Source organism: Lactobacillus sp. CBA3606 (assembly GCF_002970935.1).
In the GTDB taxonomy this organism is placed as follows: Bacteria; Bacillota; Bacilli; order Lactobacillales; family Lactobacillaceae; genus Lactiplantibacillus.
In genome coordinates this window covers 1148285-1161887 of the sequence record NZ_CP027194.1, presented here as the reverse complement: position 1 = coordinate 1161887, position 13603 = coordinate 1148285, and the positions used below count along the sequence as shown (strand labels likewise).

General features: G+C 43.1%; 15 protein-coding genes and 1 other annotated feature. Of the genes, 10 read left to right on the top strand and 5 right to left on the bottom strand.

The features are described from left to right. Positions 1-13 precede the first annotated feature (13 nt). Both C5Z26_RS05840 and C5Z26_RS05835 read left to right on the top strand, forming a co-directional pair. Positions 14-1003, top strand: a complete 990-nt coding sequence (locus tag C5Z26_RS05840; RefSeq protein ID WP_105449041.1) for a nucleoside hydrolase — start codon at positions 14-16, stop codon at positions 1001-1003. Then, positions 1000-1551, top strand: coding sequence for an ECF transporter S component (locus C5Z26_RS05835; protein ID WP_105449040.1), 552 nt, complete (start codon positions 1000-1002; stop codon positions 1549-1551). Before C5Z26_RS05840 ends, C5Z26_RS05835 begins: the two co-directional genes overlap by 4 nt. Before the next feature lie 83 nt (positions 1552-1634). Here the strand turns inward: C5Z26_RS05835 and C5Z26_RS05830 are convergent, their stop codons facing one another. Both C5Z26_RS05830 and C5Z26_RS05825 read right to left on the bottom strand, forming a co-directional pair. Further along, positions 1635-2309: an ABC transporter ATP-binding protein gene (locus tag C5Z26_RS05830; protein WP_105449039.1), complete on the bottom strand. Its 675-nt coding sequence runs from the start codon at positions 2307-2309 to the stop codon at positions 1635-1637. Between the two features lie 12 nt (positions 2310-2321). Beyond that, positions 2322-3389: an ABC transporter permease gene (locus C5Z26_RS05825; RefSeq protein ID WP_105449038.1), complete on the bottom strand. Its 1068-nt coding sequence runs from the start codon at positions 3387-3389 to the stop codon at positions 2322-2324. Between the two features lie 169 nt (positions 3390-3558). Between C5Z26_RS05825 and C5Z26_RS05820 the strand changes: the two genes are divergently transcribed. After that, the gene (locus tag C5Z26_RS05820; RefSeq protein ID WP_105449037.1) at positions 3559-4062 is read left to right on the top strand and encodes a YagU family protein; all 504 of its coding nucleotides are present in this window, start codon (positions 3559-3561) and stop codon (positions 4060-4062) included. Between the two features lie 33 nt (positions 4063-4095). Then, entirely contained in the window at positions 4096-4773 is a 678-nt protein-coding gene (locus C5Z26_RS05815; protein WP_105449036.1) for a DUF554 domain-containing protein, read from the top strand. A 209-nt stretch (positions 4774-4982) separates the two neighbouring features. Here C5Z26_RS05815 and C5Z26_RS05810 read toward each other — a convergent pair whose 3' ends face one another. After that, positions 4983-5483, bottom strand: coding sequence for a YueI family protein (locus C5Z26_RS05810; protein ID WP_105449035.1), 501 nt, complete (start codon positions 5481-5483; stop codon positions 4983-4985). Positions 5484-5567: 84 nt separating this feature from the next. Next, positions 5568-6917 (bottom strand): sensor histidine kinase, encoded by a 1350-nt coding sequence (locus C5Z26_RS05805; RefSeq protein ID WP_105449034.1) that lies wholly within the window; start codon positions 6915-6917, stop codon positions 5568-5570. Positions 6918-7095: 178 nt separating this feature from the next. Here C5Z26_RS05805 and C5Z26_RS05800 point away from each other — a divergent pair, with 178 nt between their 5' ends. From C5Z26_RS05800 to C5Z26_RS05785, 4 genes are all read left to right on the top strand, one after another. Continuing rightward, positions 7096-7668, top strand: a complete 573-nt coding sequence (locus C5Z26_RS05800) for an NAD(P)H-binding protein (RefSeq protein ID WP_158682806.1) — start codon at positions 7096-7098, stop codon at positions 7666-7668. Positions 7669-7762: 94 nt separating this feature from the next. Continuing rightward, positions 7763-8533, top strand: coding sequence for a C39 family peptidase (locus C5Z26_RS05795; protein ID WP_105450143.1), 771 nt, complete (start codon positions 7763-7765; stop codon positions 8531-8533). A gap of 161 nt (positions 8534-8694) precedes the next feature. After that, positions 8695-8895, top strand: coding sequence for a helix-turn-helix domain-containing protein (locus C5Z26_RS05790; protein WP_105449032.1), 201 nt, complete (start codon positions 8695-8697; stop codon positions 8893-8895). A gap of 329 nt (positions 8896-9224) precedes the next feature. After that, entirely contained in the window at positions 9225-9890 is a 666-nt protein-coding gene (locus tag C5Z26_RS05785; RefSeq protein WP_105449031.1) for a hypothetical protein, read from the top strand. A gap of 86 nt (positions 9891-9976) precedes the next feature. Here the strand turns inward: C5Z26_RS05785 and C5Z26_RS05780 are convergent, their stop codons facing one another. Beyond that, entirely contained in the window at positions 9977-10450 is a 474-nt protein-coding gene (locus C5Z26_RS05780; protein WP_105449030.1) for a MarR family winged helix-turn-helix transcriptional regulator, read from the bottom strand. Positions 10451-10608: 158 nt separating this feature from the next. Here C5Z26_RS05780 and C5Z26_RS05775 point away from each other — a divergent pair, with 158 nt between their 5' ends. Together C5Z26_RS05775 and tyrS are read left to right on the top strand one after the other, a co-directional pair. Beyond that, complete coding sequence (locus C5Z26_RS05775) at positions 10609-11997, top strand: MFS transporter (protein WP_105449029.1); 1389 nt, start codon at positions 10609-10611, stop codon at positions 11995-11997. A gap of 35 nt (positions 11998-12032) precedes the next feature. Continuing rightward, positions 12033-12229 (top strand) — a binding site (T-box leader). A 54-nt stretch (positions 12230-12283) separates the two neighbouring features. Beyond that, on the top strand, positions 12284-13540 hold the full coding sequence (tyrS, locus tag C5Z26_RS05770; protein WP_105449028.1) for a tyrosine--tRNA ligase: 1257 nt from the start codon (positions 12284-12286) through the stop codon (positions 13538-13540). The last annotated feature ends 63 nt before the right edge of the window (positions 13541-13603 follow it).

The window sequence follows — 13603 nt, the reverse complement described above, 5'->3', positions numbered from 1 at the left end:
CGGAGGTAGGAAAATGGATGCAATAAAATCAGTAATCATCGACTGTGATCCCGGCATTGATGATAGTTTGGCCTTGTTATTGGCGTTAAAATCGCCAGAACTAAAGGTGGTTGGAATTACTACTGTCAGTGGGAATGTCCCCGCTGAGTTGGGCGCACAAAATGTATTAAAAGTCTTAGCATTAGCGGGACGCTTGGATATTCCTGTCCACGTTGGTGCGAAAGCCCCGTTGCGGGTGCCTTATACGAGTGCTCAAGATACGCATGGGGATGATGGGTTAGGTAATAGTCAATTGCCAGCGATTACAACGGTGACGGTGGGTACTGATGCGGTGGCATTTATCATCGCAACGTTAACTGCGGCGCCGACGACGTCAATCTTGGCATTGGGACCACTGACCAACATCGCTCAAGTCTTACAACAGCAACCAGCGGTCTTTAAGCAGGTTGCCCAGTTTACGTTAATGGGTGGTAATTACCGTAGTCATGGGAATTGTTCGCCGGTGGCCGAGTATAACTTCTGGTGTGATCCGGATGCAGCTCAACTGGTTTTTGACCAGTTACCAGTCCCAATTCAGATGGTTGGTTTAGATGTGACGCGCCAGATTGTGTTGACGCCGAGCTTGCTAGAATATATCCAAGCGATTAATCCAGTGATGGGACAGTTTATTAAAAAAATTACGCGTTTTTATTTTGATTTTCATTGGCAACAAGAACGGGTCATCGGGTGTGTCATTAATGATCCGCTAGCGGTGGCTGTAATGCTTGAGCCGACAATCTTAACCGGTTTTTCAGCATATACGGCGGTGGTTGCCACCGATGACGTGGCCCGGGGGCAATCAATTGTCGATGACCATGAATTTTGGCAGCGACCACATAACAGCTTGGTTGAGACACACGTCGATGTCGCTGCTTTTTGGCGTTTATTCTTAACACGAGTTGCTGGCGCAACGGAACCGGACTTATCAGCGACCTTGCACCAATTAAAGGTGGTGGGCGCATGAAAAAGTTAAAGCCCAAGACCCTAGCTTTATTAGCGTTACTGATTGCCTTAAATATTGTCGGCAGTAACCTGGCATTAATGTTGAAATTACCGATTTATTTAGATTCGATTGGGACCGTCTTAGCGGCAGCTGTTTTTGGCCCACTCGGTGGGATGCTAGTAGGGGGCGCAACTGGCGTGATTGTTGGCACCACGACGGATTTATATGCGTTGTTCTTTCTGCCGGTACAATTGTTAACGGGTTTGGTTGCCGGTGCCCTTTATCGGCGGATTAAACCCAATCAGTTTCGGCATAATTGGTGGTTAGCGTTAGCGATTTCATTACCAGGAACGTTGCTCAGTACTGGTATCACGGTGATTCTATTTCATGGAATTACATCGTCCGGTTCAAGTTTGTTGGTGCAACTATTGTTAGGAACCGGACTAAGTAAACCATTGGCGGTCTTTTTAATACAAATTAGTACTGATTATTTAGATCGTTTTTTAACGGTTTACATCGTAGCACTCGTCTATCAAGCACTACATTATCGGTTACCACAGGCAAATTAAGCACTTCGTTTTGGTCATTTGATGATCGATGCAAAAAAGTCACCGCAACGACTTGCAGTGACTTTTTTTGGTCTCTCGTTTTGTTATTGACGGGTCATCAAACCATCTTCGATTTTATAGACGACGTCGCAATCCTTAATCAGGCGTTGGTCATGAGTTACCATGACAATCGCTTTTTGATGCTGATGGGCTTCTTTGGCTAATCGTTGGACCACATCAATTGACCGTGGTGTATCTAAGCTGGCCGTGGGTTCATCGGCTAAGATAACACTGGGATCATTATAAAGAGCCCGGACAATGGCGACCCGTTGTCGTTCACCACCGGATAATTCATTGGGGTAGGCTTTGGCGACCTCGCTTAATGCTAATTCTGCTAATAGGGCAGTGGCCCGTTGTTTTTGGAACGGTCGCTTAGCCATTTTGTCGACGAGTTTTAGTTGTTCAGTGACAGTTAAAAAAGGAATCAAATTGGAACTTTGCAAAATGAAGCCAATCTCGTCAAAACGATAAGCTAACCGTTGTTTTTCAGATTGGGAGGCCAGTTCGGTGCCATTTAAGATAACATGGCCGTTAGTCGGGGTTTGGAGTCCGGCGGCAATGGTTAAAAAGGTGCTTTTGCCAGAACCAGATGGGCCGATAATGGCAACGAATTGACCGGCATTAACTTCAAAATTAGCGTCTTTGAGCGCTGTAATGGCGGTATGACCCTGACCAAATTGTTTAGTGATTTGTTGTAATTGTAAAATGGGTTGTGACATGGTTCGTTCCTCCTATCCAATGGCGACGGCTGGGTCAATTTTAGCAACGGTTCGCCATGATAATAGCGCACCAATGATGGCGGCGGCGAGTAAGGCTAAGCTATAACCACTAAATTGTAACCAGTTAATCACAAAGGGTAATCCAGCCGGCATAATTTGAGCCAGGCCAACGGTAATCCCGAGGCCAACGACAATCCCGATTAGCGCCATGACGATACTTTGCGTTAATAAGGTTGCTAAAATATGTTTGGAGCCGATTCCTTGAATCTTTAAAACCCCAAAGAGGGCTTGCTTTTGTAGGGTTAGGACAAACATAAAGATGCCGATAATGGCTAAGGCAATCACAAATAAGAAGTAAATCATGGTATTTAACGTCAACTGTTCGGCACTATAACCAGGTAATTTATTAATAAAAGTGGCCATCGTAAGATGTTGGAGATTGCCGTGCGTCGTCGTTTTAAAGTTGCCCTTTTTAGCGATGAAGCCATTCACGGTCTGTTGGTTACCGCTAGTGATGGGCGCTTTTTGTAAATAGTTCAAGGTGGCAATATCGGTATATACTGTGGGAGCAATCATATAGGTGCTAGGGGCGTAAGTCCCGACAATGGTGACGGTGCGTTTAGTTGTCCCCAAGCGCACTTTTTGTCCGAGTTTAAAGCCAGCTGTTTTTAGATCTGCTGAAATCAATAGTTGACGTTTGCCAGTAATATGATGACCACTAACTAATTTTGGCATTAAAAAGCTGTGTCGATTAGTGGCTAAGACACTGGTGGTTGTTTTTAGCTGATTATTGGTTGTTCGTAAAGTGCCCGATAATGTCGCTAATGGCGCCACTGATTTTCCTTGCACGTGTTTTTGATCCGCCAGTGTGAGTTGTGAGGCAGACAGTGTCTGATTGGCATTCTTATTTAAGTAAACATCCGTCGCTTGCCAAGTATCAATAGCTTGGCGGTTCCCGTTAGAAAGGCCATTTGCTAAGCCGGCTAACATGAAAACAACGAGTGCGATTAATAAGAGCACGCCACTGAGTAACGCATAACGTAATTTGTCGTGCTGCATTTCTTTTAGACCTAAATACATTTCATAATGCCCTCCTTTTTGTTTATCAAGTGATAAGCGAATAACCAAATATTAGCATTGATTGCGAATTAGCGCAAGATTTTTGCTGATTGAAATTAGATAAATAAGTACGATTCTCGTTAAAAGGCTGGTATGATGAAACTATTCAATAGAGAGGTAGGTTCTTGAAATGACAAAAAAAGGTTTTAATCACCAAGCAGCGATGGTTGCTGGAATTACTGGTGGTGTGATTTCTGGATTAGTAAAGTTGGGTTGGGAAAATGTGTTACCACCCCGAACTGCGGCGCGTGATCAAACCAATCCACCGCAACGGTTATTACAACAAGTAGGGGTACCCGCCAGCATCACGCATGCGACTTATACGTATGCTGGTCACCAATTACCTGGTGTCAGTTATGTCATGCATTTTGGGTTTTCGACAACATTTGCAGTGGCATACAGTCTGTGGGCGCGGCAACATCCTAAGGCCCAAGCTGGTAGTAGTGCCCTGTATGGTTTAGGGGTTTGGACCGCTTTTCACCATTTGATTTTACCAGCTTTAGGAACAGTACCAGCCGCAAAAGACCAGCCAGTTGAAGAGCACTTGTCAGAAGCGATTGGCCATGTTTTGTGGATGTGGACGGCTGATTGGGTGAGTGCGACGGTCTATGATCGCTTAACGAAGCGGTCATAATTTTGTTAAAAAACAACCTTGGAGTGAATCGTCATGATTGGAACCATTTTTAATGTTAGTATGATTCTCATTGGTTGTTTGGTGGGAAGTCTTTTCAAACGTGGGATTAAGCCGGCGTATCATGATATTTTGATGCAAGCGCTGGGCTTAGCGGCCATGTTGATTGGGATTAATGCGGTTGTGCAACGGATGCCACAAAGTAAGTACCCGGTTTTATTCATTGTGAGTTTAGCTGTTGGGGGCTTAGTTGGTCAGGCACTCGATTTACAAGGGCACTTTAACCGGTTAGTGGGACGCTTTTCTGGCGGTAACTTAGCGGAGGGCCTGGCGACAGCCATTTTACTTTATTGTATTGGGTCGTTATCAATTCTTGGTCCGATTGAAGCCGCTTTGAAACATGACTATACGTTTTTGTTTACGAACGGGATTTTAGATGGCATTACCTCAATTGTGTTGGCTTCGACTTTTGGTTTTGGCATTGCCATTGCGGCGGGCGTGTTATTTGCCTGGCAAGGCTCATTGTATGTACTGGCGTTGGTGTTAAAAGGCGCGTTGAGTACGGTCATGCTGAATGAAATTACAATTGTCGGGGGAATTTTAATTTTGGGGTCAGGATTAGGGTTGTTAAATATTAAAAAAATTAATACGCTGAATCTGCTACCAGCACTGATTGTGCCACCAATTGTGATTGGCTTATTGAATTTATTTTAAAAGGGCTTGTTTCAGTTAGTCGCTTATGATGGTTGCTAGCAGGCGGCTGATTGAATTTTAGATTATTGTGAAACGACCGCCTTCCGGTAATGTTACTGGAAGGCGGTCGTTTTGTGTTTTATTGTGGCGACTTGAAATGCGATGAGGTTAATTTTGGCGTAACTTTGTAAAAGCCTAGCGTTAAACGAAGCGTTGTTGTAGCACGCTAACTAGTTTAAATGATGTTTCTGACGCAAAATTTGACGATTATGAGCTAAGTGTTGGTGGATGCGATTGAACAATACTTGTTTTGGCACAGTTGCTGCTGGGGCAGTGGCTAACGGAAACCGAATATCAATATCAATTGTTTCAGGATTAATGGCAGTTGGCGCCGCTAGTGCGATAGCCAGACTGTCTGGTGTATGTTGATAAAGCAAATCGTTGCGAATAGCGAACTTGACATTTGCTTGATTCACCAAGTGAATGTAGTGGTCTAAAATGTCTTGATCCAATAAGCCGTGCAAGAGCAGTTGATAATCTGGATGTGCTTGGAGCTCTGTTTGTAGGGCGGCGGTATAGTCGCGGGTTAATGCCTGAGTAAAGGTGATTCCTAAGTCAAGGCGTTCATGAAAAGTCCCTAAGTTACGGTGCTGTTCATCCGGATGAAGGACTGGTGTGCCAAAAATGGCTGACTGAAGATGTTTATCAAGTTGCGTTTCCGATTGTGACATAGCGGTTAGGTCCTTTCTGAGGTGAACTGAACTGACAGGTTTTAGTATAGAATTAACGGCATGCAAACGACTAGGGTTAAGTCTTTAAGATTTTCTTAAGGCCGTGGCCGGCTGAACGGTGAGTTGTGCTAAAAAATGAGCATCGTTAATTTGATAGGTAACGTTGACCTGTTTACCAGCAAGTTGTTCGATACTGCTAAGGCCATAACCGAGATGACCTGGTTTGGTTGTAAAGCGACTTTTCTTAATCCGATGCAAGTTAATCGTATCACCAGCTGGAATTTTATTTTGAATATTGAACTGAAGGTCACCTTGAGTTGTGCGTTCAATAGTGACTTGCACTTGACCATCAACGTGGGTAGCAGCGTCAATGGCATTATCTAGCAAGTTACCAAGGATACGAACCAAGCGAACTTGTTCGAATTCAGGTGCTTGGATGGTTTGTAATATCGTGAGTTGCAAGGTCACGTGGCGACTAGCCGCCAGTTCATATTTGGCATAAATTAAGCCACTGAGTGCTGGAATATGCAGGCGTCGTAATTGTTCAGGGCCACCATCGACGGGGAGACTCTGATCACCATGTAAAACTTCAGCTTCAAAATAAGTTTTTAACCCAGTCATGTCGTCACTTTGAATATATTGCGATAGGCTCAGCAGGATGTTTTGATAATCGTGTTTGAATAAATGTAATTGTTGATTGCGATTGCTTAATAATTGATTATAGTTAGACACTTCACTTAGGAGCTGTGCATCAGTTAAACGACTATTTTTACTGCTAACTAGATAAAAACTAATAATGCCGAAAATAATGCTGGAGGCCACGGCCACATAGGTTTGCAAGACAACGGAAAGATTTAAAGCATAGTCATACGCTAGGATATAGAGGGCGTAGAATAATAAGACCAAGAGATAATCATTTCGATCGATCTGCGCATGTTGGAAAAAGTCAGTTGCCGCCATTTTGATGACCCAGTGGTGAGCAATGAAGCCGATAATAATCACGATAGGTAGCCCGATGAGCATGGCGCCGAAAATATTTAAATTGGCGGTTAAGTTTAAATCAACAATTTGCCGGAGTCGCATTTGAACATCGGATGACGTTAGCCATTTCAAAAAGCTACCGGATAAGCCACCGATTAAGCGCTTGAAAGCATTTAAAAATAAGACAATCGGTAACATTAAAATCCATTTCGTGTAGAGTAGGCGGGCACTCATAATCATATTGGCAAGTGTGATTGGTAAAATCCAAAAGAAGACTAAGGGGACTTGCGGCCACTGGGCAGTCGCAACTTGACCGAACAAATTGCAAAGGGTAATTAACCCAGCCCAAGTCAGTCCCAGTTTCCAGGTGAAATATTCACGAAAAGTCAGTGATAAAATAATCATTTCGTAATAACCAGAAATTAAAGATAGGGAATAAAACAACAACGCCATGGCGACACCTCATTAATTAGTTTTAAAACGAGTCTGAAAGTTAGTTGACATTATTATCATAAATCAAATTGCAACCGATGCCACCAAAATTTTATAAAAAATGACGTAACGGGCTTGCCTTCGACCTACTAGAAGCTAGTAAACTCATAACATTAACTTAATGAGAGGAAGTTGGCAGATGCAATCTATTTTAGCAGTGGGGGCTTTGGATGCCCAGCAAGCCCAAGCCATTTTGACGACGGTTCGTCACTTATCAATGGCACAGTTGACCGTCTATGCACCAGCAACGACGCGGTCAAATTGGCCTAGCACGACGCACTTTATCGCAGGAGAATTAACGGATGTGGCCAGTTTGAGCCAAGCGATGGCGGGGCAACCGTTAGTCTTAGCCCAATTAACGCCGCAACAATTAGTGCCACAAACCCGGGCATTAATCACGGCAATGCACGCACGGGGAATTAAACAAATTGTTTTGACTAGTCCGCAGAGTGTCTTATCCTTAGTGCAACAACCCATTAAATGGTATCAGACGCATCAGCAACGCCAACAACTACGGGCCTTGCACTTAGTCGAACAACTATTACAGCAAAGTCAGCTGGATTTTACTTTGGTCGAAGGTACGCAGGCGATGGATACCGCAATCTATACACAGCAGATGAGTGCTAGCTGGGCAACCGCGATGCCAACCCGGCGATCACTGCCATTGAAGGATTATTTAACGACGGGGGCAACTTGGTCACTAACCGCTTAAATAATTACTGGTTAATTTAATTCTTTTCTCAATTATTTAATGGTATCATGGCTAAGGATAAGCAAGTTAAATGACAGAAATGGATGAAAATAAAATGCCAAGACATATGAATCGACGTCGAAGTTGGTCGGTTGGGGTTATTGTGGTGTTAGTAGTGGGGGTTGTTGGTTTTTCCGTGACTCAAGCTTCTGATTGGATTGATGCCTCTTTCACGACTAGTCAAACGACGAAGTCTAAAACTAAGCCGGCTACTAAGGCACCCAAAACGGTTAATCAAGTGAAACTCAATGTGCCTTTGATTAATCAAATGACGGCGCCCCGGTTATATAATGGTTGTGAAGTCACATCATTGACTATGATGTTGAATTATAATCATCTCAATATCACTAAAAACCAATTGGCGGCACAACTACCGAGTGTGCCGTTGACTTATGATAATGGTGATCACGGTAATCCGAATGCGGGTTTTGTCGGCGATATTTCTGGCGATAATCCGGGATTAGGGGTTTACCATGGCCCTATCTATAAGCTAGCGAAGACGCAGACAAGTAAAGTTAAAGATTTGACTGGCTCAAGTTTTGCGGCCATCATTCAACAGCTTGAAGCTGGACGCCCGGTTTGGACGATTACAACGGTGACTTTTGCGCCGGTGACTAGCATGCAAACGTGGCAAACCCCACAGGGGCCAGTAAAGATCACTTATGACATGCATAGTGTTGTGATTGTGGGCTTTAATCGGACAAAAAAATTAATTTATATTAATAATCCATATGGACAGAAACAACAAGCCGTTAGTTGGACTGATTTTGCAGCGGCGTATAAGCAAATGGGTAAACAAGCCGTTGTATTAACGTCAACCCATTAATTTAATAGTAACTATTGCGCAAAAAACGCCCGGGAAAAAAGATTTCTGGGTGTTTTTTTAGTTGTAATCACAAATTACTGTGATTTTTCACAGTTATATATTGATGAAAGCGATAAAATGGTGTAATATCCCTATATGGGGGAAATAAAGGAGGAGTTCAAATGAAACCCGACAATGATGTCTTATTATTGGCTTACTTTAAGCAGAACCATATTACGCAACAAGATTTAGCCGACTCGATTGATCGTAGTGTCAATACGGTTTGGAATAAATTACATGGGCGTTCAAATTGGAGCATTGTGGAAGTTCAAAAATTACATGATGATTTTAAAGTGCCCACGCAGTATTTCTTCCATGATTAAGCGCTAAACGTCTAACGGCATGCGACTGACTACCGGATGCTAGTAATTGGACGACCAAGTAAATCAAGCACCATCAAAAGGAGAGTTCGCGACTGACTATCGTGGACTTTTTTAATTTCTTGAAATATCTGTAACTTAAATGAAAACTAAATGACGCCTTTTTAAAGAAAAATAGGCCTATGATAGGGAAAGTTAAAAAAATTATTATTTTAGAATATAAAAATGGTAAAATAAACGTTAAGTGTTTCGGCCTATGGTGATTAAGTTAAAAGGTTGCTTAGGACGGAGACAGTTAGCGAGTGGGAACAAAACAAGGAGGAAGTTTCTTCATGGATTTTAAGCAAAAAGTTAAATCAGGAATTTTTACGGCCACCGGGGCGTTAGTCATTGGATTAGTGGCCGCACCATCCGTTGACCATGTGTTACATGCAGCTTCAAATAATGTGACGACGGTTAGTGACACAACAGCGCCAACGACTGTTAAGGCGACTGACCAAACCGTTAAAGCCACCGCAGCAAGCGGAACCAAATCTAACTATAGCGTTAGCTATGTTAAAGCGGGGACGAGTTCTAAAACGGCTACATATAAGCAAACTGACTACGATAATAGTAGTGTTGCGCAAAATAAAGTAGATTATTTAGCAAATACGCAAGGTGATACGGTTAAGTTGAATTCTGGAACGACAGCGACGGTGCAAGGCACAATGGGCCGGTTATATGTGCACTGGAATACCGGCAATTGGTCCGTCACCACGGTTGCTAATACCCAAGATGTCGTACAAAACCCAACTAAATTTGCGAATAAAGTTAATTCGCAAATTAAACAACAAAGTTTAACGACTCAAGGTGCTACTTCTGGTTCCGTGACTGTTTATAACCAACCACAATCTGGTGAAGCCAATAGTGTTAAATGGCAGAACTCAGATCAAGTTTCACAAGTTCAGGGCCAACAAGCTAATACGGTTCTAAAAATCGCCGCAACAGCTCAAAAATAGGATTAGACCAAAAAGATTGCAACCAGAATTTTGTGAATTCTGGTTGCAATCTTTTTGGTCTAAAGCGATGATCTACGGATGTCAAACTAGCTAACGGTTGGCTCATGTGTTTGTTGGGGGCCTTTTTTTGGCGTTGGGGCAGTGGTAAAAGCCTGGCTAAGCTTAGTTAAATCAGTGTAGGTTGTCGCGGTACTAGCGCCCAATAAGGTCTTAATGCGCTGTTCACTTTCAGCAAAAAAAGCAGCGATAACTGTGGCTAACTGACGGGCTTTGGGCGTTAGGAGCAAGCGCTTGTATCGGGCATCTTCGGTAGCCGGTACGCGAATCAATAATTCGTTAGCGACCATGGTGGTGACCAGACTGGAGGCGGTTGCTTTACGGATATTGAATTCGTGTTCTAAATCTTGTTGGAAAATATCTTGGGTGTTTTCGTGGTCGGCAATATAGTTGATGGTACTGATTTGCATACCGGTCAGGCCTATTTTTTTTGCAAAATGGTCTGAATCACGGGCTAGTGCGTTATTGGCTTTTTTGATTGCAATCCCGATTGAATGTTGCATGCGGTCATCTCCATTGGTAGTTCGATTACGTACTAATTGGCATTGTAAGGCAGTAAAATCCAGAAGTCAATTGTTAATTAATGCTGGTTTTATCGCTTAATTGTGCTAAAATAAACAATTAGTTCGAACACGAACTACTATTAAGTGGAGTTGATAAGATGACTAAAAAATGTGATGCAAGATTGATTATGGCCGTGATTGCGGCTGGGTTATTGTCGTTTTGTGGGGTCGTGGTGGAAACGGCGATGAATATTACGTTCCCAGTTTTAATGCGCGAGTTTTCGATTAATACCGCAACGGTTCAATGGTTAACGACGGCTTATTTATTAGTGGTTGCCATTATTGTGCCGATTTCGTCGTTTTTAAAACGACGCTTTAAAACTAAGACGTTATTTGTAACGGCCAACTTACTTTTTATGGCGGGACTAGTGATTGATGCGCTGGCGCCGAACTTTGGCGTCTTGGTCAGCGGTCGACTTGTACAAGGCCTTGGGACTGGGATTGCATTACCACTGATGTTTAATATTATTTTGGATTGGGTGCCGGATGAACAACGTGGGACTTTGATGGGAATTGGGACGTTAATTACTGCGATTGCGCCGGCGTTAGGACCGACTTTTGGTGGGCTGGTCGTTAGCAGTTTGAATTGGCACTGGATTTTTATTTTATTGTTGCCATTGCTAGTGTTGTCACTCATCTTAGGGTTAGGGTCTATTCGCCAAGCCCAGCCGACTACCAAGGCCAGCTTTGATGGCTTAGCTTGGGGATTGGTGATGGTCATTTTTGTTGGATTCACGTTAGCTTTTAGTAATTTACAGAATTTTAGTGAGCAACCATTGATGGTCAGTGGTCTCTTATTAGTCGGGATTTTAGGCGTAGTTGGGTTTATCAAGCGGACTAAGCAGTCGGCCCAGCCGCTAATTAGGTTGCAGATTTTTAAAGTGACCGCTTTTAATTGGCACTTATTAGGGTTCTTTTTAGTGCAGATGAATGCGCTCGGATTAGCCTTTATCTTACCGAACTATATCCAGTTGGTTAATGGGAAGAGTGCTTTGTTGGCCGGGTTGTTTGTGTTACCCGGTGCCGCGATTGGGGCCGGTTTTGCCCCTTTAGGCGGTCGGTTGTTGGATCGGTTTGGGGCGGCTAAACCCATCTTAACGGGGGCGACGATTTTAGTAATTGCTGTGGCGTTGTTTACTGGGCTAGGGTTACAACTTAACGGTCCCTTAATTGCTGTACTTTATATTTTATTAATGATTGGCATGGGATTAACCATGGGTAATACAATGACGAGTGGGTTAGGGCAATTGAGTTTCGATTTACAAGCGGATGGGAATGCGATGTTTAATACCTTACAACAATTTGCCGGCGCCACGGGAACGTCAGTCGTTTCGGCGATTATCACGTTAGTTCAAACTCAGACTAGTGGGTCGCTAGCTCGGCGGACAGCTTTGGGGTCTACGGTGGCCTTAGTTTTCTTATTAGTTTTGATTATTGTGAATTTAGGGGCACTGAGCCTCGCCATGCGGCAACGTCACCATGATTGACATTTGGTAACGGAGTGCTTATGATATGAGTAATATAAAAAGCGGTGATCTCTAATAAGTAGTCATTGATCCAACAGTTAAGCGACTCGGTGGGTGGTGTGAACCGAGCTGTGGTTAATGATGAATTACATAGAGTGAGTTGCCAATCGGCCGGATTATTTCGTTATCAATAAATGAGCGATCACTTTTTAGTGATAACTTGGGTGGTAACGCGGAAAAACTCGTCCCTGTTTAATAACAGGACGAGTTTTTTTGTTTTTCGGACCATACTTTAGGAGGAATACAAATGAATATTATTGATGATTTAAAATGGCGTGGTGCGATTAATCAGCAAACGGATGAAGCTGGATTAAAAGAACTCGCAACTAATGAAGCTGTGGCGTTATATTGTGGGATTGATCCAACTGGTGATAGCATGCATATCGGCCATTTGATTCCGTTTATGATTTTGAAACGGTTCCAGTTAGCTGGTCATCATCCTTATGTGTTAGTTGGTGGTGGGACGGGTGCCATTGGGGACCCATCCGGTAAGAATTCAGAACGGGTTTTACAAACGATGGCGCAAGTTAACCATAATGAAGCGGCTTTGAGTGCGCAAATGCACAAGTTGTTTGGTAATGATGATAACTTTACGATTGTAAATAATTATGACTGGTTATCTAAAATCTCATTGCTCGACTTTTTGCGGGATTACGGCAAGTTATTTAGTGTGAATACGATGCTGAATAAAGAAGTCGTTGCTAGTCGGCTAGAAGTTGGAATTTCGTATACCGAATTTACCTACCAAATCCTACAATCGGTTGATTTCTTACATTTATACCGTGAAGCCCACGTCCAATTACAAATTGGTGGTGCTGATCAATGGGGGAATATCACGGCCGGAACGGATCTGATTCATCGGTTAGAAGGCAATGAAACCAAAGTCTATGGCTTGACGATTCCACTATTGCTCAAAGCAGATGGGACAAAATTCGGTAAGACTGCGGGTGGGGCCGTTTGGCTAGATCCAGAACGCACGTCACCTTATGAATTTTACCAATTTTGGATTAACCAAGATGACCGGGATGTCGTTAAATATTTGAAGTATTTCACATTCTTAAGTCATGCTGAAATTGATGATTTAGCTGAAAAGGTCAAGTTGGCACCTGGTAAGCGGGAAGCCCAACGGCGGTTAGCAGAATGTGTCACTGAATTTGTGCATGGGAAAGCGGCCGTTGCAGAAGCACAAAATATCACCAACGCCTTATTCACTGGTGATGTTCAAAACTTGAATGTGGCTGAGATTGAACAAGGATTTAAAGGCGTACCTTCAGCTGAAGTGTCAGTCGAAAAGCAGAATATTGTGCTATGGCTAGTTGATGCAACCAAGTTTGAACCTTCGCGACGTCAAGCTCGTGAAGATTTAAAAAATGGCGCAATTCGCATTAATGGTGAGAAAATTACGGATGTTGATGCTGTGATTGATCCAGCGACTGCTTTTGATGGCAAATTCGTGATTGTACGTCGAGGGAAGAAGCGGTACTTCTTAGCACGCGTTAAATAATAATAGTAAGACTGATGAAAATCTGACGCCACTAGTTGGTAGCCAGATTTTTGTTTGTCAGTC